At 70.8% G+C, this 17,845-nt stretch carries 17 protein-coding genes; 6 read left to right on the top strand and 11 right to left on the bottom strand.

The features are described 5' to 3' along the window. Positions 1–205: 205 nt before the first annotated feature. The 3 genes from ACFY2X_RS24360 (at position 206) to ACFY2X_RS24370 (ending at position 3,061) form a co-directional block, all read left to right on the top strand. On the top strand, positions 206–1,195 hold the full coding sequence (locus tag ACFY2X_RS24360; protein ID WP_389941345.1) for an AraC family transcriptional regulator: 990 nt from the start codon (positions 206–208) through the stop codon (positions 1,193–1,195). Between the two features lie 124 nt (positions 1,196–1,319). Continuing rightward, positions 1,320–2,555, top strand: a complete 1,236-nt coding sequence (locus ACFY2X_RS24365; RefSeq protein WP_389941347.1) for a styrene monooxygenase/indole monooxygenase family protein — start codon at positions 1,320–1,322, stop codon at positions 2,553–2,555. After that, the gene (locus ACFY2X_RS24370; RefSeq protein WP_389941349.1) at positions 2,552–3,061 is read left to right on the top strand and encodes a flavin reductase family protein; all 510 of its coding nucleotides are present in this window, start codon (positions 2,552–2,554) and stop codon (positions 3,059–3,061) included. Before ACFY2X_RS24365 ends, ACFY2X_RS24370 begins: the two co-directional genes overlap by 4 nt. Before the next feature lie 133 nt (positions 3,062–3,194). Here ACFY2X_RS24370 and ACFY2X_RS24375 read toward each other — a convergent pair whose 3' ends face one another. Beyond that, on the bottom strand, positions 3,195–3,761 hold the full coding sequence (locus ACFY2X_RS24375) for an NADPH-dependent FMN reductase (protein ID WP_389941351.1): 567 nt from the start codon (positions 3,759–3,761) through the stop codon (positions 3,195–3,197). Between the two features lie 86 nt (positions 3,762–3,847). On the opposite strand from ACFY2X_RS24375, the gene ACFY2X_RS24380 reads away from it, so the two are divergent. Both ACFY2X_RS24380 and ACFY2X_RS24385 read left to right on the top strand, forming a co-directional pair. Then, the gene (locus tag ACFY2X_RS24380; RefSeq protein ID WP_389941353.1) at positions 3,848–4,312 is read left to right on the top strand and encodes a MarR family winged helix-turn-helix transcriptional regulator; all 465 of its coding nucleotides are present in this window, start codon (positions 3,848–3,850) and stop codon (positions 4,310–4,312) included. A 126-nt stretch (positions 4,313–4,438) separates the two neighbouring features. After that, a complete protein-coding gene (locus tag ACFY2X_RS24385) occupies positions 4,439–4,948 on the top strand; it encodes a GNAT family N-acetyltransferase (protein WP_389941355.1) in 510 nt (169 codons plus the stop codon). 29 nt (positions 4,949–4,977) lie between these two features. Here the strand turns inward: ACFY2X_RS24385 and ACFY2X_RS24390 are convergent, their stop codons facing one another. Beyond that, a complete protein-coding gene (locus tag ACFY2X_RS24390) occupies positions 4,978–5,955 on the bottom strand; it encodes a metalloregulator ArsR/SmtB family transcription factor (RefSeq protein ID WP_389941357.1) in 978 nt (325 codons plus the stop codon). 48 nt (positions 5,956–6,003) lie between these two features. On the opposite strand from ACFY2X_RS24390, the gene ACFY2X_RS24395 reads away from it, so the two are divergent. Next, entirely contained in the window at positions 6,004–7,215 is a 1,212-nt protein-coding gene (locus ACFY2X_RS24395) for an MFS transporter (RefSeq protein ID WP_389941359.1), read from the top strand. Here ACFY2X_RS24395 and ACFY2X_RS24400 read toward each other — a convergent pair. The 9 genes from ACFY2X_RS24400 to ACFY2X_RS24440 are packed head-to-tail and all read right to left on the bottom strand — an operon-like array spanning position 7,147 to position 17,836. Then, positions 7,147–8,850 carry a dipeptide ABC transporter ATP-binding protein gene (locus tag ACFY2X_RS24400; protein ID WP_389941360.1) on the bottom strand — a complete coding sequence of 568 codons (1,704 nt, stop codon included), beginning with the start codon at positions 8,848–8,850 and terminating at the stop codon, positions 7,147–7,149. The genes ACFY2X_RS24395 and ACFY2X_RS24400 overlap by 69 nt on opposite strands. Beyond that, positions 8,847–9,695 (bottom strand): ABC transporter permease, encoded by an 849-nt coding sequence (locus ACFY2X_RS24405; protein ID WP_389941362.1) that lies wholly within the window; start codon positions 9,693–9,695, stop codon positions 8,847–8,849. The genes ACFY2X_RS24400 and ACFY2X_RS24405 overlap by 4 nt, the downstream gene beginning before the upstream one ends. Before the next feature lie 2 nt (positions 9,696–9,697). Further along, complete coding sequence (locus ACFY2X_RS24410; protein ID WP_389941364.1) at positions 9,698–10,603, bottom strand: ABC transporter permease; 906 nt, start codon at positions 10,601–10,603, stop codon at positions 9,698–9,700. Beyond that, positions 10,600–12,222 carry an ABC transporter substrate-binding protein gene (locus ACFY2X_RS24415; RefSeq protein WP_389941366.1) on the bottom strand — a complete coding sequence of 541 codons (1,623 nt, stop codon included), beginning with the start codon at positions 12,220–12,222 and terminating at the stop codon, positions 10,600–10,602. The genes ACFY2X_RS24410 and ACFY2X_RS24415 overlap by 4 nt, the downstream gene beginning before the upstream one ends. Next, positions 12,219–13,394, bottom strand: a complete 1,176-nt coding sequence (locus ACFY2X_RS24420; protein WP_389941368.1) for an MsnO8 family LLM class oxidoreductase — start codon at positions 13,392–13,394, stop codon at positions 12,219–12,221. The genes ACFY2X_RS24415 and ACFY2X_RS24420 overlap by 4 nt, the downstream gene beginning before the upstream one ends. Continuing rightward, entirely contained in the window at positions 13,391–14,431 is a 1,041-nt protein-coding gene (locus ACFY2X_RS24425) for an LLM class flavin-dependent oxidoreductase (RefSeq protein WP_389941370.1), read from the bottom strand. The genes ACFY2X_RS24420 and ACFY2X_RS24425 overlap by 4 nt, the downstream gene beginning before the upstream one ends. After that, entirely contained in the window at positions 14,428–15,603 is a 1,176-nt protein-coding gene (locus ACFY2X_RS24430; protein ID WP_389941372.1) for an LLM class flavin-dependent oxidoreductase, read from the bottom strand. The genes ACFY2X_RS24425 and ACFY2X_RS24430 overlap by 4 nt, the downstream gene beginning before the upstream one ends. Beyond that, positions 15,600–16,928, bottom strand: a complete 1,329-nt coding sequence (locus ACFY2X_RS24435; protein WP_389941374.1) for an NtaA/DmoA family FMN-dependent monooxygenase — start codon at positions 16,926–16,928, stop codon at positions 15,600–15,602. Before ACFY2X_RS24435 ends, ACFY2X_RS24430 begins: the two co-directional genes overlap by 4 nt. After that, the gene (locus ACFY2X_RS24440; protein ID WP_389941376.1) at positions 16,925–17,836 is read right to left on the bottom strand and encodes a glutathione S-transferase C-terminal domain-containing protein; all 912 of its coding nucleotides are present in this window, start codon (positions 17,834–17,836) and stop codon (positions 16,925–16,927) included. Before ACFY2X_RS24440 ends, ACFY2X_RS24435 begins: the two co-directional genes overlap by 4 nt. Between the last annotated feature and the right edge of the window lie 9 nt (positions 17,837–17,845).

Below are 17,845 nucleotides of genomic sequence, written 5' to 3' on the forward strand. Positions count from 1 at the left end.
TCACATCTCTCAGGGACCGTGCTTGAGTCGGTGGGATGGGAAGAGAGTTTCGAGTCGGTCGCCTACACGCCCGGCGAGGAAGCCCGCTCGGCTGAGCACGCCCCGAAGAGGCTCTGCGCACTTTTACCTGGAACGCCGTGGCACGGTTCAACGATGATCTGGTAGCGGCGGGAACGTGCGGCGGAGACTCGGAATCGGAGCATCGATGGCTGAGATGCGGCGAGCAGTCCTCCTTGACAACAGGCCGCTCTTCGCGAGCACGGACCTCGACGAAATCCGCGAGCTGGTGGCCCGGGTGTTCTGCCCGCATCGGCTGGATCTGACCGGTGACCCGTCGCTGCTGTCCGGACGGTTCAACTCCGCCCAGCTCGGTGCCGTCCGGGTGAGCTACCTGGACTACGGGGCGGATGTCCACATCGAGCCGGGAGACCTGGAGTCCTTCTTCCTGGTGCAGATCCCCCTCACCGGGCACAGTCTGATCCGCTGCGGAAAGCAGGAGATCGTGTCGACTCCGTCGCTGGCCTCGCTGCCGTCGCCATCGCGGCACCTCGACATGCGATGGGCGGCGGGCTGCGCCCAGCTGATCGTCAAGTTCGACCGGACGGCCGTCGAGCGCGCGCTGGAGCAGATGCTCGGGGAGCAACTCGACCAGCCGATCGTCTTCGACCTGGGCATGAACCTGACCGCGGGATGGGCGCGGGCCTGGCGGGCGATGGTCGACCTGATCGTCAGGGAGGCCGAGCACGACGACGGGCTCACCGCACAGCCGCTGGCCGTCGCCCACCTGGAGAACGCGCTGCTCGCCTCGCTGCTCACCATGCAGCCGTCCAACTATCTGGCGAGATTGACCGCGCCCCGGCCGCCCGCGGTGCCCAAGGTGGTGCGCCGGGCGGTGGAGTTCATCGAGCAGCACGCCCACCTGCCGCTCACCACCGACGACATCGCACGCGCCGTGGCGGTCAGCAGCCGCTCGCTGCAGGAGGGCTTCCGCAGCCATCTGGGCCTGACCCCGATGGCCCAGCTCAGGGAGGTGCGGCTGGCCCGGGTCCACAAGGACCTGGCGGCCGGGGACCCTGCCAGGTGCACGGTGACCACGGTGGCCACGCGCTGGGGCTTCCTGCACCAGGGACGCTTCGCCGCGGCCTACCGGGCCAGGTACGGGCAGGCTCCGTCGGAGACACTGCGCCGGGGTTGACTGCGCCAGGTGGATGAGATCCGCGCTGAGCGGATAGTCCGTACGGTACCGCGCGCCGTACCTTCTCATCAGGCGCCGTTCGATCCTTCCCTTCTCTGAAAGTTCTCTGAAAGGAAACACCGCCATGCGCAGAATCCTGATCGTCGGCGCCGGGCAGGCCGGCCTGCACCTCGCACTCGGCCTGCTGCAGAACGGCTACGACGTCACCGTGGTCTCCAACCGAACTCCCGAAGAGATCCGTGACGGCCGGGTGATGTCGAGCCAGGCCATGTTCGGCATCGCTCTCGGCCACGAGCGAAACCTCGGGCTGGACCGGTGGGCGGACAGCTGCCCACCGATCGACGGGATCCAGTTCACGGTTCCCGGCCCCGACGGCGGCAAGGCGATCGACTGGGCCGCCAGGCTCAACACTCCGGCCCGCTCGGTCGACCAGCGTCTGAAGATGCCCGAGTGGATGGCGGAGGTGGAACGGCTCGGCGGGAAGATCGTCATCCACGACGCGACGGCCGACGATCTGGAGGCGTACGCCGCCCAGCACGACCTGGTCCTGGTCGCCGCGGGGAAGGGGCAGATCGCCTCGCTGTTCGAGCGGGACGCCTCACGCTCGCCGTACGCCACCCCGCAGCGGGCTCTGGCCCTCACCTACGTCAACGGTCTCGCACCCCGGCCCGGGTACTCCGCGGTGTGCTTCAACCTGATCCCCGGAGTGGGCGAGTACTTCGTCTTTCCCGCACTCACCGTCACGGGCCAGTGCGAGATCATGGTGTTCGAGGGGATTCCCGGCGGGCCGATGGACTGCTGGAGCGACGTCCGCACCCCAGCCGAGCACCTGGCCAGGAGCCGCTGGATTCTGGAGACCTTCCTGCCGTGGGAGGCGGAGCGCTGCGCAGATGTCGAGCTCACCGATGAGCTCGGTGTCCTGTCGGGCCGTTTCAGCCCCACTGTCCGCCGGCCGGTCGCCACCCTTCCCTCAGGCGCCACGGTGCTCGGGGTCGCCGACGTTGTCGTGCTCAACGATCCGATCACCGGGCAGGGTGCCAACAACGCCGCCAAGTGCGCCGCCTCCTACCTCGCCGCCATCCTGGAGCGGGGAGAGCTGCCGTTCGACGCGGCCTGGATGGAGCGGACCTTCGAGCACTACTGGGCGACTGCCAGGCACGTCACCGACTGGACGAACGCCCTGCTCGCGCCTCCCCCGCCGCACGTACTGGAGATCCTGGGTGCCGCCGGCGAGATGCCCGAGGTGGCTTCCCGCTTCGTCAACGGCTTCGACGACCCGTCGGACTACGCCGAGTGGTTCCTGGACCCCGTCAAGACGCACACCTACCTGGCGGAGACCAAAGCCCGGGGGACGTCATGAGGGCGCTGCGCGAGGCCCTTGGGCAGTTCGCGACCGGGGTCGCGGTGATCACCACCGCGACCCCGGGCGGGGAGCGTGCCGGCGTCACCGTCAACTCCTTCACCTCAGTCTCGCTCGACCCCCCTCTGGTGCTGTGGTGCCTGTCCGGGCAGGCTCCCAGCACCCCGGTTTTCCTCCGGGCGGGGCGGTTCGCGGTCAACGTCCTGGCCGCGGGCCAGGACCATCTGTCGCGGCGGTTCGCCACACCGTCGTCGGACAAGTTCGCCGGAGTGAAGACCTACCTCACGTCAACCGGCCTGCCGATGCTCACCGGAACCCTGGCCTCCTTCGCCTGCCGTACGGTGACCACGTACGAGGGCGGCGATCATCGCATCTTCATCGGCGAGGTCGAGCACTTCCAGCGCTCAGGAGGCGAGCCGCTGGTCTTCCATTCCGGTCGCTACCGCGAGTTCTCCGCGGCGGGCCGAGCGGACCGAAGCGCCGTCTGCGCTCCCCTGACCCCCTGAGACAAGAGCGAGTGTTCGGCATCGCTCGGCATCACGCCTGCCGAAAACCTCATCCAAGCAGTTCAAGCGGCATGCGTGTACTCGTGAAGGACTTCTGCCGCTTCAAAAGCCGAAACATCACAACTGGGAGCACTCATACCCGAGCGCGCATCACCGACATCGCCTCGGTGAGTTGCCGGAGTTCGTCGAGCATGTGATCCGCCGAGGCGGCCAGGTTGCCGTCGACGATCAGCCGGCCGTCACCGTCCATCATCTGGCGCCGGAAGACAGTCACCGCGTTCCCTGCCGGGATCATCCCCAGCTTGACGATCACTGGCTTGATCATCTCGACCGCGCGCAGCCCTCCGGACAGGCCACCGTAACTGACGAACCCGACCGGCTTGTGGCGCCATTCCCGGCAGAGGAAATCCAGGGCGTTCTTCAGCGGCGCGTTGAAGCCGTAGTTGTACTCGGGCATCACGAACACGAAAGCATCGGCCGTGTCGATGGTCGCGCTCCAGTCCTTGGTGTGCTGGTGGACGTAACGGCCGGTGGTGGCGTCTTCCGGCTCGTCCAGAAACGGCAGGCCCACTTCCGCCAGATCGACGAGCTCGACGCCGAAACCGCCGTGGCTGACCGCGTGTGCTGCCGCCCAGTCGCCGATGGTGCGGCCGATGCGGGTGGGGCGGGTGCTCGCGACAATGATCTTCAGGGTGGGCATGACCGGCTCCTCGGCATGTGGTTTACATGTAAACCACACATTGTCCCAGTTTCGTTTACATGTCAACCAACGCTAGTGTGTGGGGCATGGCCGATCCACGCTGGCTTGACGACCGCGAGTTCCGGGCGTGGCTCGGCTACCGCCGCATGCGCCTGCTGCTCGACGCTCGCATCTCTCGCGACCTGCACCGCGACTCCGGCCTGTCCGACGCCGACTATGACGTGCTGTCGGCCCTCACCTCCCGAGCCGACCGGCGCTGGCGACTCCAGGAACTGGCCGATCGGATGCTGTGGTCCAAGAGTCGCCTGTCGCGCCACATCGGCCGGATGGAGGAACGCGGCCTGGTCACCCGGGAGGAGTGCGCCACCGACGGCCGCGGCGCGGTCGTCGTGCTGAGCCAGGGCGGCCTGCGCGCCATCGAGGAGGCCGCGCCGTTTCACGTGGAATCCGTCCGCCAGAACATGATCGACCTGCTCACCGACGAGCAGCTCCAGACTCTCGGCGACATCGCCGACACCGTGCTGCACCACCTCGCGGCCGACGAACCCTGATCCGATGACCCGCACGGCGGCCCCGACCCCTGACCCGCGATCCCGTCCTCATGTCACCTCAGACAAATTTGAACTTTTGAAGCGGTGCATGGATCCCGTCCGCACTCTCAACACGGATGCGAAGCGATGAATACGGAAATAGTGGCTGACCGGATTTACCTCACTCCCTTGGCCGTATCCGATGCCGACGAGATGGTGAAGGTCCTGGACGGAGAGGATCTCTACACCTTCACCGGTGGCTCCGCGCCCACCCTTGACGAACTGCGCGCCCGTTACACCCGCCAGGTCCTCGGCCGCTCCGCGGACGGCCTCCAGGAGTGGCACAACTGGATCATCCGGGTAAGGGACGACGGGCAGGCGGTCGGCTACGTGCAGGCGACGGTCATGGACGAAGGACGGCGGGCCGAGATCGCCTGGGTGGTCGGCCTGCCGTGGCAAGGGCGGGGATACGCGTCCGAGGCCGCGCAAGCCATGGTCGACCGGCTCGGCTCGCGTGGCGTCGTCTCCGTCCAAGCGCACATCCACCCCGACCACGCCGCCTCCGCCGCCGTTGCCCGCCGCGTGGGCCTGTCACCCACCGGCCTGTTCAACGACGGCGAACAGCTCTGGCAACACGACCGCGAGAAGAGCCCGTGACGGCCCGTCCAGCCGACATGCGACACGTCTCACGAGGCCGCGCACAACGTGTCGCCCAGCTGGGAGCGTTCGTAGAATACCTCGCGACCACTACGACGGTGGGTGACCAGGCCACTCTCGCGCAGCACCTTCAGGTGCTGGCTGACCGCGCCGGGCGCCATGGACAGCCGCCGCGCGAGAATGCTCGTCGTGGCCGTGTCGGCGAGGGAGACGAGGATCCGGGCACGGGTTCGTCCGATGAGGGCGTCAAGCGCGTCGGCGGTGGGCACCACCCCGTGTGACCAGACCGTGCCGACGCCGGGCACGGGGTAGACCAGGTTCGGCTGGTACGGCTCCGCCATCACGGTCGTGTCCGGCCAGTGGAAGACGCTCGGAATCAGGATCATGCCGTCGCCGCCGAGTGGTCCCCTGCGTTGCCACGCGCGGGTTCGCACGCGCAGGCGACCTTCGTTCCAGGTGATGTTCGGGTGCAGGTCGTTGAACATCGCACCGGCGCCGTCGCGGGTCAGCTGCCGGGAACGGCGTAGCACCTCCGATTCGAACAACCCCCGGATCTGCGGCCAGAACCGTTCCACCGCCGTGTCCCAGTACAGGCGCAGCTCGGCGGCCGCGCGGGCGACACCGGCGGCCGGGTCGACGAGGAAATCCCGCACGACCGGGGTGTCGGCGCCAGGAACCCGGGCCACCTCGGAAACGGCCTCGTCCAGGTCGGCCGCGGCGACGAGCTCCAGCTCGGCTTCGATGTCCGGCAGCGGGCTGGTCGGCGGCGGCGTCAGGAAGTCGACGAAGTACGGGCCAAGCGGGACCAACGCGAACAGCAGCCGCAGGTCCAGCCCGGCGAGCCGAGGGCGTACGGCTCGGATCCACGGCAGGTGCAGCGCCTGCCGGTCAGGGTCCTGCAGCACTCGCAGGCTCGCGACCGCCTCGGATGCCGGGGAGAAGGCGAACCTCAGCCGGGCAAGGTCGGCAGAGGTGAAGTCGAACTCGGCAAATGAGGATTCAGCCACAGATTAAACATTTAGGAGTCCGGGAAGCGTCGGTCAACCATGAACGGCATGGCAGTCCTCACTTCCCAGCCGTCCGTGGCACCTGCCGACCGGCTGTCGTTGCCGCGCCCGTTCTGGATGCTCTGGCTCGGTACCGTCATCAACCGCACCGGCGCCGTCGTGCAGCCGTTCCTGTCGGTGTATCTGGTTCAGGTCCAGAACTTCACGCTCTCGCAGGCCGGTGCCGTCATGACCGTCTTCGGCGTCGGGTCGTTGCTCTCTCACGTGTTTGCCGGATGGCTGGCCGACCGGTTCGGCCGCCGACTGACCCTCACCGGCGGCATGCTCGCCGCCTCCGCCGCGATGGTCGTCCTCGGCGCCGCGAGCGGGTTCCCCGCCGTGACAGCGACCGCGTTCCTGCTGGGGCTCACGATCGAGTCCTACCGGCCGACCTCTCAGGCGATCGTCGCCGATCTCGTCTCGCCGACGCTGCGTCCGAGAGCCTACGGGCTGCTCTTCTGGGGCGTGAACCTCGGCTATTCGGTCGCGATGGTCGCCGGCGGCTGGTTCGCCGATCATGGCGCTCATGCGATGTTCGGCGTGAACGCGGCCGTCGCGGTGGCGTTCGCCGCGGTGGTGTGGCGTGCCGTGCCCGAGTCCCGCCCGGCCGGCACTTCTCTCACCGGGGCGAGGCTGGGTGCGGTGCTGCGGGACCGGCTGATGCTCGGGGTCTGCGCCGTCACGGCTGGATATGGCGCGCTGTACGCCCAGGCGTTCACCACACTGCCGCTGGCCGTCGCCGAGCAGGGTGTCAACCGGACACACTTCGGTCTGGCCATGGCGCTCAACGGTGTCCTGATCGTCGCCGTCCAGCCGCTGACCGGCAAGTGGGTGGCCCGGCAGGATCCCAACCGTGTGCTTGCCGCCGGAACCGCCGTCGTGGCAGCGGGTTTCGCACTCACCGCGTTCGTGCACGACGCGCGCGGGCTCGCGCTCACGGTGGCGGTCTGGACCTCGGGGGAGATCGTCATCGCGGGCACCGTTCCCACGATCGTGGCGGCACTGGCGCCCCAGGCGCTGCAGGGCACCTATGCCGGTGTCTCCGGCATGAGCTGGTCGGCCGGCGCGATCCTCGCACCGGTGATCGGCACGGCGCTGCTCCCCCTGGGACCGGATGTTCTGTGGACCGGCATCGGCCTCGTCGGCGCCGCCTCAGCCCTGGGCGCGCTGCTCGTTGGAGGTCCGGTTCGCCGGCGCGTCGCGGCGGCGAACGTCGCCTGATACCAAGAAGCCCCGACCTGGCGCTTCGCCGGTTCGGTATGGAAGGCGGGGTACGGAGGCGACCAGGGTTTGCGTGTAGGGGTGCCGTGGGCGGGAGAACACCTCCCCCACGTCGCCTTCCTCCACGACCCGGCCGTCCTTCATGACCAGCACGCGGTCGGCGAGGTGGTGGACGACGCCCAGGTCGTGGGAGATGAACAGCAGCGCGGTGCCGTACTCGGCCTGGATGTCGGCGAGCAGGTCGAGCACCTGGGCCTGGACGGAGACGTCGAGCGCGGAGACGGGCTCGTCGCAGACGAGCACGTCGGGGCGGGGGCCGAGGGCGCGGGCGATGGCGACGCGCTGGCGCTGGCCGCCGGACAGTTCCCTCGGGTGCCGGGCGGCCACCTCGGGCGGCAGGCCGACGCGGGTCAGCAGGTCGAGCACGCGCTCGCGGCGTTCCGCCCCGGGCAGGCGCAGCGGTTCCGCGACCAGGCGGCCGACGGTGAGGCGGGGGTCGAAGGAGTCGAGAGGGTTCTGGGAGACGAGCTGGATCCTGGGCCGCAGGGGGCGGCGTGCGCTTTCGCGCAGGCGGCTCCATTGCCGCTGATGCAGGCTGACGCGGCCGGCGTCGGGGTCGAGCAGGCCGAGGGCGAGCCGGGCGAGCGTGGTCTTGCCCGAGCCGGACTCGCCCACGATGCCGAGGGTCTCGCCCTCGTGCAGGGTGAAGGAGACGTCGTCGACCACGCGGCGCGGGCCGTACGAGCGGGTGAGACCGGTCCCGGCCAGCACCTGGGCGGAGGGGTTCGGGTCGCGGCGGGCTAGCGGGGTGCCGGTGGTGAGGCGGGTACCGCGGGAGGCCGTGGAGGGTACGGCGGCCAGCAGCGCCCTCGTGTAGTCGTGCGCGGGCGCGGCCAGCACGTCCCCCGCCGGGCCCTCCTCCACGGCGCGGCCGTCCTTCATGACCAGGATGCGGTCGGCGATCGAGGCGACGACGGCCAGATCGTGGCTGATCAGCAGCAGCGCGGTCCCGGCGGCCTTGCGTTCGGCGAGCAAACGCAGGATCTGGGCCTGCACGGTGACGTCGAGCGCGGTGGTGGGCTCGTCGGCGATGATCAGCTCGGGGTCGGCGGCGATGGCCGAGGCGATCAGCACCCGCTGCCGCAGCCCGCCGGAGAGCTGGTGCGGATACTGCCCGGCCCGGACCGCCGGATCGGGTACGCCCACCGCTTCGAGCAGCTCCAGCACCCTGTCCCGGCGGCGGGCTCGCGGCACCACGTCGTGGACGGCCAGCACCTCGGCGATCTCGGCCCCCACGGTGCGCAGCGGGTCGAGGGAGACCAGCGCGTCCTGCAGCACCAGCCCGGCGAACCCGCCGCGCAGCCGCCGCCAGTCCGCCGCCCCGAAGGCGAGCGCGTCCCGGCCGGCGACATGGAACGCCGAGGCCCGCACGGCGGAGCCGGGCCCGGCCAGCCCGAGCAGCGCCCGCGCCGTGACGCTCTTGCCGGAGCCGGACTCCCCGACGATCGCCACGCACTCGCCGGGCGCGACCGACAGGGAGACACCCCGCACGACCTCGGTCCCGCCGAAGCTCACGCGCAGGTCCTCCACGGCCACCAGCGTGGTGACCGACGGAGGGGCCGCGTAGGTGATCATGGTGTCCTCCCTTCGAAGCGGCGCTGCAGGCGCCGCCCGGCGACGGTCAGGCAGACGACGGTCAGCGTGATCGCGACGCCCGGGAACAGCGCCTCCCACCAGGCGACCCGCAGGTAGTTGCGGGCCTCGGAGAGCATCGCGCCCCACTCGGCGGCCGGCGGCTGCGGCCCCATGCCCAGGAAGCTGAGCCCCGAGCTGGCGATCACGGCCTGGCCGAGCCCGATCGTGGCCAGCACCGGGATCGGCCCGAGAACGTTCGGCAGCACGTGCCCGGCGGTGATCGCCAGGCGGGAGCGGCCGAAGGTGAGCGCCTGCTCGACGTAGCCCGATCGGCGGACCACGAAGGTCTGGGCGCGGATCACGCGGGCGTAGTTCGGGATCTGCGCGACGGCGATGGCGAAGATGACGTTGCCGGTGCCGGGTCCGGTGATCGCCACGATGAGGAGGGCGAGCAGCAGTTCGGGCAGGGTGGACAGCACGTCGAACGAGCGGGCCAGCGCCTCGTCCAGCCATTTCGGCGACAGCCCGGCGGCCAGCCCGAGCAGCACGCCCGAGGTGACGGCCAGGGTGGTGGAGGCGACGCCGATGCTGATGGAGTGGCGGGCGCCGTACACGACCCTGGCGAGCACGTCGCGGCCGAGGTGGTCGCTGCCGAACCAGTGGGCGCCGTCGGGTGGCGCGAGCGCGTTCAGCGGGTCGGCGGCCAGCGGGTCCACGCCGGTGAGCAGGCCGGGCGCGACCACGGCCAGCGCGAGCAGAACAAGGACGGAGGCCGGGGCGAGCAGGCGGAGGAGGGCCGCCGGCGCGGGCAGGCGGGCAGGGGCGGCAGGCGTGTACGCGCGCATCGTCAACCCCTGATCCGCGGGTCGATGACGCGATAGGCCAGGTCGAGCAGCGTGCTGATGCTCACGTACACGACGGCCGACAACAGGACGACGGCCATCACGAGGGGCATGTCCCTGCCCGTCACCGCCTGCATCGCCACCTGGCCGAGCCCGGGACGGCCGAACAGCACCTCGGTGATCACCGCGCCGCCCAGCAGCGTGCCGGTGAACCACCCGGCCAGCGTCACGGCGGGGATCAGCGCGTGCCGCAGGGCGTGCCGGGCGACCAGGGCGCGTTCGGTGAGCCCGCGCGCCCTGGCCGTCACCGCGAACGGCTGCTCCAGTGCCCGTTCGAGCCCGCCGCGCAGCACCTGGCCGAGCACGCCCGCGATCGGCAGGCCCAGCGCGAGCGCGGGCAGCACCAGCGCCTGTGGGCTCTGCGCCCCGGAGACGGGGAACCAGCCCAGCGTGAACGAGAACACCGACAGCAGCACGATCCCGATGAGGAACGGCGGCACCGACACCGACACCAGTTCGGCGGCCGAGGCGGTGCCGCGCAGCCACCGTCCCCTGCCCGCCGTGGCGACGGCGATGATCCCGGCGAGTGCCACCCCGGTCACCGAGGCGGCGAGCGTGAGCTGGACGGTCGGCCCGACCTGGGTGGCCAGGATCTCGCCGACGCCTCGCTGGAGTTGGTAGGAGCGGCCGAGGTCGCCGTGGAGCAGCCGCCACAGGTAGGACAGGTACTGGACGGTCTCGGGCCGGTCAAGGCCCCATTCGGCGACGATCCTGGCCCGGATCTCCGGGGTGTCGGGGCCGTCGCCGACCAGGATGTCGATGGTGTCGCCGGGGGCGAGGAGCAGCGCCAGGTAGGAGGCGGTGGCGGCGGCCCACAGAACGGCCAGCCCGGCGCCCAGCCTCTTGATCATGTGCCGATCCGCACGTCGTACGCGCTCGCGGGGGTGCCCGAGGCGGGGTCGAAGCCGAGGTCCTGCACGCTCGTGTGCGCGGCGATCTGGTCGGCCGGAACGTAGATCGGGAACACGATCGCCTTCTCCAGCACCGCCGCCCGCTGGACCCTGGCGTAGAGCTCCTTGCGCTCGGCCTGGTCGGAGGTGGCCGAGGCGGCGGCGAGCCACTTGTCCACGCGGGAGTCGGAGAAGCGGGTGCGGTTGATCGCACCCCCGGTCGGCAGGATGAGGTTGAGCGCGGCGCCCGCGTCGGAGTCGCCGCGGGAGTTGCCGAAGAGCTCGTACTGGTCGCCGTCGATCGCCTTCTGCGCCGTCCCCTGATCCACGATCCTGACCTGGAAGTCGATGCCGGCGCTCTGCTTGACCTGCGCCTGGATCGCCTGGGCGAGGATGTCGCGGCGGTCCCGCACGAAGGGCGCCGAGGCGACCTCGCGGACCGTGAGCCGCTTGCCGTCCTTGACGCGGAAGCCCTCGGAGTCACGCTCCTTCCAGCCCGCCGCGTCGAGCAGGGCGTTGGCCTTGGCCGCGTCGCCGCCGTAGGCGCTCTCCAGCGTCGCGTCGTAGAAGGGGCTCTTCTTGCCGACGATGCTCCACGCCCTGGTGGCGGTGTCCTGGTAGACGGATTTCAGCACGGCGTCGACGTCCACGGCCTCACGGAACGCCTCACGTACGCGCTGGTCGTCGAAGGGGGCGTGCGAGGTGTTGAAGTAGTAGGAGTAGGAGGTGCCCGAGTTCAGGGCGGTCCGCAGGACCAGGTTCGGGTCTTTCTTGATGAGGGTGACCTCGGTGGCGGGGACGCCCTCGATGACCTGCACCTGGCCGGAGGTGAGCGCGCCGACGCGGACCGCGGCCTCGGGCAGGAACCGGTAGGTGATCTCCGAGAGGTGGGCGGGCCCCTGGTGCCCGGCCCCGGCGGGCGGCCAGTCGTAGGCGGGGTTGCGGCGGTAGTGGATCTCCTGGCCCTGCACGTATCTGTCCAGGACGAACGGCCCGGTGCCGACCAGGTCGGGCCCGCCGAACTTGAGGTCCTTGGCGGTCCGCAGTGACTTCGGCGACACCTGCCCGGCGTACGGCGAGGCGAGGAAGTCGAGGAACAGCGCGTCCGGCTCCTTCAGCGTGATCTTCACCGTGGTCGGCGACACCACCTCGGCCCTGTCGAAGGCCTTCAGCTGGATCGAGGCCACCGCAGGGTTGTAGCCGGGCACGCGGAACTGGTCGAGGTTCGCCTTGACCGCGGCGGCGTCGAACTTCGTGCCGTCGTGGAAGGTGACGTCGTCGCGCAGGTCGAGGGTGTACGTCAGCCCGTCGTCCGACACCTTCCATGATCTGGCCAGCCAGGGCTGGAAGGAGCCGTCCTTCCCGCGCGAGATGAGCGCGTCGAACTGGTTGAACACCAGCAGCCTGACCTTGTTCTGGGCCCACAGCTGGGGGTTGAGCGTGACGGGCTGCGTCTCGATGGCCCAGGTCAGCGTGGTGTTCGGGGCGCTCTGGGCGTTCTGGACGGACTGCGTGCCGCAGGCGGCGAGCGCGAGGGCCAGCAGGGCGGGGGTCAGCAGGGCGGGGGTCAGGCGCTTCACTGGCGGTTCCAGGCTTCGGCGAGCAGCTCGTAGGAGCGCACACGGTCGACGTGGTCGTGGGTGATGGTGGTGACGAGCAGTTCGTCGGCCCCGGTCACGCGGCGCAGCACGCGCAGTCGCTCGGCCACCTGTTCCGGCGCGCCGACGAACTGGGTGTCGACGCGGTCCTTGACCAGCTCCCGGTCTGCCGCGGTCCAGACGTGGGCGCCGGCCTCGGCGGGCGTCGGATACGGCATCGCCCCGGCCCCCGTCCTGATGCTGCGCACCCACAGCCCGTACGGCCCGGCCAGCTCCCGTGCCTTCGCCTCGTCCTCGGCGACGACCGCGTCCGCCGACACGATCACGTACGGCTCGGCCAGCGCGTCCGACGGCTTGAACGCCTCCCGGTACGCCTCGACGGCCTCCAGCACGCTGGACGGGCTGACGTGATAGTTCGCCGCGAACGGCAGCCCCCGCTCACCGGCGACCTGGGCGCTCTGCCCGCCGCTGCTGCCGAGGATCCACACCTGCACGTCGGCGCCTTCGCCCGGTACGGCACGCGCCTCGTGCGTGCCGTTGAGGAAGGCGAGCACGTCGTCGATCTGGCCGGCGAAGTCCGGCGTCCGGGCGCCCGGCTGCTGCAGCAGCGAGGCCTGGTAGACGAGCTGCGGATGCTTGGCGAGGTGCGACCAGTCGAACGGCGGCGGGATGAGCAGCCCGCCCACCGTCCGCGCGCGCGGCCGTTCTACGACCTCGGGCTCGGACCCGGCCCGCCCGGCTGCTCCGGGCTCGGATCCCGCCCGCTCGGCGACCTTGGGCTCCAGCCCCGCCCGCTCGGCCGGTTCCGCCGGTTCGGACCGGCGCTGCCCCGAGCGGCCGATCCCGAGGTCGACGCGTCCCGGGTACAGGGCGTCGATGAGCCCGAACTGCTCGACCACCGACAGCGGCGTCTGGTGCCCGAGCTGCACGGCTCCCGACCCGACCCGGATCGTGGAGGTGGCCGCGGCCACCAGCGCGACCAGCACGGCCGGGGCCGAACTGGCCACGCCCGGCGCGAAGTGATGCTCGGCCAGCCAGTAGCGGTGGTAGCCGAACTCCTCGGCCCGGCGGGCGAGGTCGAGGGTGTTGCTCAGCGCGCCGTGGGCGGTGCCCCCCGACACGATCGGGGCGAGGTCCAGGATGGACAGTGTCATGAGACTCCTCCGGCGACGGGGAACGGCCTGCTGGGGATCTCCGCCCGCAGCACGGGCGCGATCTCGGCCTGGAACAGCTCCAGGGCGTCCCGGTGCTGACCGGGGGTCAGTCCGTCGGCGTCGGCGTGCAGGTGCATGACCTCGTGTCCGAGCCGCTTGTGGTAGCGCAGCACCTTGTCGACGATCTGCTGCGGGCTGCCGACCAGGATGGAGCTGCGCTCGATGGCGTCCTCCAGGGTCGGGAAGACCACCGGCACGCCGAGTTTCCGCTGGAACGCCACGCGGGCGTCGTAGATCGGCTTGTACGTCGCGATCGCCTCCTGGGAGGTCCGGGCCGCGTAGTAGCCCGCCGTACCGGCTCCCACCAGCGCGTCGGCCGGGTCGTGCCCGTAGTGCGCCCAGCGCTCCCGGTAGTGGTCGACCAGGTCGGCGTAGGGGGCGACGGGGTGGGTGACGTTGGCGGAGAACAGCGGGTCACCGTACCGGGCGGCCAGGTCCACCGACTCCTTGCTCGTCGCGCTGCCGTGCCAGACCCGGATCGGCCGCTGTAGCGGCCGCGGCCAGGTCTCGGCCTCGGTGAGCGACGGCCGGAACCGGCCCTGCCAGGTGACCTTGTCCTCTCGCCAGAGGCGGCGGAACAGCTCGTACGCCTCCCGGTTGCGCTCCCACTGGTCCTCGGCCGTGACATGGAAGAGCTGGGCCTGCGCGGCGCCGTTGCCCTTGCCGATGATCAGTTCGAGCCTGCCCTCCGACAGGTGGTCCAGCGTGGCGTAGTCCTCGTACGCCCGCACCGGGTCCAGCAGGCTCAGCGTGGTGACCGCGGTGAACAGGCGGATCCTGGACGTTCTGGCCGCGATGTGGCTGAGCACCACGGGCGGCGAGGAGGAGATGAACGGCCGCTCGTGCCGCTCCCCCACACCGAACCCGTCGAAGCCGAGTTCCTCGGCCAGCACGGCGTTCTCCACGACCTCGCGGAAGCGTTCGGTGGGTGACCTGTCGTCGTTGTGCACGATCAACGTGATAGCCAGAAATTTCATGACACCTCCGCGTAGCGGCTGGCCGGGCGCGGCAGGCCGAGCAGACCGCGCAGCGTCCCGGCCTCGTACTCACGTCTGAACGCCCCGCGCGCCCGCAGCTCGGCCGTCACCCCTCGGGTGATCTGCTCCAGGTCGTACGGCACCGCGCCGGGCCGCAGCCGGAAACCCTGGATTCCCGCCCGCCGCCACTCCAGCAGCACGTCGGCCAGCGCGGCGGCGGTGCCGGTGAAGATCGCGGCGTCGGAGGCGAGCTCGGCCCCGTCCAGGTCGTCCAGCCGGTCCTTGCGCCGGGCCGCGTCGTCCCCCAGGAAGACGACCAGGTCGGCGAAGATCTTCAGCTCGCCGGACAACCCCCTGACCTCCTCGACGATGGCGCGGGCCTGCTCGGCGGAGTGCGGGGTGACGTACACGACGTCGGCGCCGCTCGCGGCGAACTCGTACGGCAGCCGGGCGTGCGCGAGCGCGGTCACCACCGGCCGGCCCTGCGGCGACCGGGGCGTGATCGACGGCCCCCGCACCGAGAAGAACCGCCCGGAGAAGTCGACGTAGTGGAGCTTGTCCCGGTCGATGAACCTGCCGGTGGGCACGTCGCGGATCTCCGCGTCGTCCTCCCAGCTGTCCCAGAGCCGCCGCGCCACCTCCACCGCGTCGGCGGCCTCGGCGAACAGGTCGCGCGCGTGCGGGTCTTCCGACAGGTCCACACCGCCCGGCCGGTTCAGGAGCCGGTCGAGCGGCGGGAACTCCCTGCGGCCGAAGTGCCGCGCCTCGGAGGCACGCGCCGAGATCTGCGGCCGCCATCCCGCCCTGCCCCCGCTGACGTGGTCGAGCGTGGCGATGCCGACGGCCACGTGGAACGGCTCCGTATGCGTGGTGGTGGCCGTCGGCACCAGCCCGATCCTGCTGGTGAGCGGCGCCAGCCGGGCCGCGAGCAGCACGGCGTCGAACCGGCCGCGCACCTGGTCGGTCCTGTCGTCCGGGCCGTCGGGCAGCGTGGACTGCGGCCCTAGGGCGTCCTCGATGGTGACGAAGTCGAGCAGCCCGCGTTCGGCCTCGGCGACCAGCCCCGCCCAGTAGCGGGGCGAGAAGATCTCCCGAGGTGTGGCGGCCGGCTCCCGCCATGCGGCGGGATGCCAGCCCGCGCCGTCCAGCGCCACGGCCAGGTGCAACGTCATGACAACTCGCTTTCGAAAAGGTGGTCGCGCAGGGTGCCGCCGGTGTAACCGGTACGGAAGACGCCGCGCTCCTGCAGCAGCGGCACCACCCGGTCCACGAACTCGTCCAGCCCGCCCGGGGTCAGGTGCGGCACGAGGATGAAGCCGTCGGCCGCGTCCGCCTGCACGTGCTCGTCGATCCGCCGCGCCACGCTCTCCGGGGTGCCGACGAACGTCTGCCGCCCGGTGACCTCGATCACCAGCTCCCGGATCGTGAGCCGCTTCTCCTCGGCCAGCGCCCGCCACTTGGCGGCCACCGCGGCCCGGTCCTTGACCGGGACCCGGCCCTGCGAGACCTCCTGTGACAGCTCCGGCTCGACCTCGGGGAACGGTCCATCCGGGTCGTAGGCCGACATGTCACGGCCCCACACCTGCTCCAGGAACGCGATCGCGGTCTGCGGGCCGACCTGTTGCCGGCGGATCTCCGCGGCGTTCTCCTCGGCCTCCCGCTCGGTGTCGCCCAGCGCGTACGTGGCCGCGGGCATGATCTTCAGCTCGCGCGGCTCCCGCCCGTACCTGGCCAGGCGCCGCTTGACGTCGGTGTAGAAGGCCTTGCCGTCCTCCAGCCCGCTGTGCCGGCTGAAGATCACGTCGGCGGTGGCGGCGGCGAACTCCCGGCCTTCCTGCGAGTCGCCGGCCTGGATGATGACCGGATGTCCCTGAGGGCTGCGGGGCAGGGTGAACCGGCCCTCGATCGAGAAGTGGCCGCCCCGGTGCTCGACGGTGCCGATGGCGCCCTGCCGTACGAAAACGCCCGTCGCCGGGTCGGCGACGATCGCGTCCGGTCGCCAGGAGTCCCACAACTCACGGGTCAGGCGGACGAACTCGGCGGCACGCTCGTACCGGTCGGCGGGGTCGAGGAAGCCGCCGCGGCGGAAGTTCTCGCCCGTGAAGGCGTCGGAGGTGGTCACCACGTTCCAGGCGGCCCGGCCCTGGCTCAGGTGGTCGAGCGTGGACAGGCGCCTGGCCAGCTCGTACGGCTCGTTGAAGGTGGCGTTGACGGTGCCGGCGAGACCGAGCCGATCGGTCACCGCGGCCAGGGCGCTGAGCACGGTGAGCGCTTCGGGCCGCCCCGCCACGTCGAGGTCGTGGATGCGGCCCTTGAGCTCGCGCAGTCGCAGGCCCTCGGCGAGGAAGAAGAAGTCGAACCCGCCGCGCTCCGCCGTCCTGGCCAGGTGGACGAACGAGGCGAAGTCGATCTGGCTGCCGGAGCGGGGGTCGGCCCAGACGGTGGTGTTGTTCACGCCGGGGAAGTGGGCCGCCAGGTGAATCTGTTTGCGGGTCATCGGCCCCGCCCGTGCGGCGCGTCCCAGACGGCGGGCAGGCCCTCGATCGTCTCCCGGAAGGCGGGGCGCTGGTAGAGGTCGCGGGCGTAGGGCCACAGGTGTTCGAAGTCGCTCAACTCCCGCCCACTGATGAGATGGTCGCGGTTGTGCTCCGAGTCGAACCTGGCCAGCGTCACCCACAGCCGGACGTCCGGCTCGGTGATCGTGTCGCCGGTCAGGAAACGCTGCTCGGCCAGCCGCTCGTCCAGGCGTTCCAGCGCCGAGACGACCCGGTGGCGCTCCGGCTCGCGATCCGCCTCCGTGGCGGCACGGGCCACGCGGGAGACGCCGGTGTTGACGTCGCGGTAGATCCACTCGTTCAGCTCGTCGATCTCCGGACGCAGCGCGTCGGGGTAGAGGTCGACGGAGGTGTCGGCCCACCGCTCGAACTGGGTGGCCAGGTCGATCGTGATGTCGGGGAAGTTGTTGCTGACGATCCCGCCCGTCTGCCGGTCCCAGAGCACGGGCACCGAGATGTGGCCGCCGTACCCCTGCTCGGTCGCGTGGTAGGCCTGCTCCAGCAGGGTGAACCCGTTGACCGGGTCGGGGCCCCGGCGCTCCCGGAACGCCCAGCCTCGGCCGTCGCGCTCGTCGTCCACGTAGGACAGCGAGACCACGTCCTGCAGCCCCTTGAGCTTGCGGACGATCGCCGCCCGCTGGGCGTAGGGGCAGACCCAGGCGACGTAGAGGTGGTAGCGGCCGGGCTCGGCGCGGAAACCGCTGGAGCCGTCGGCGGTGACCCGGCCCCGGAACGGGTAGATCGGGCGGTTCCAGTCCGGTGACAGGTGCAGGCGGCCCGGGCCGTACTGACCGTAGGAGACGTGGTCGACGGGGGTCGCGTAGACCGGCGCCTGCGTGGATGTGGTCACAGATCCTCC

The sequence above is a fragment of the Streptosporangium sp. NPDC000396 genome, assembly GCF_042898655.1.
Taxonomy (GTDB): domain Bacteria; phylum Actinomycetota; class Actinomycetes; order Streptosporangiales; family Streptosporangiaceae; genus Streptosporangium.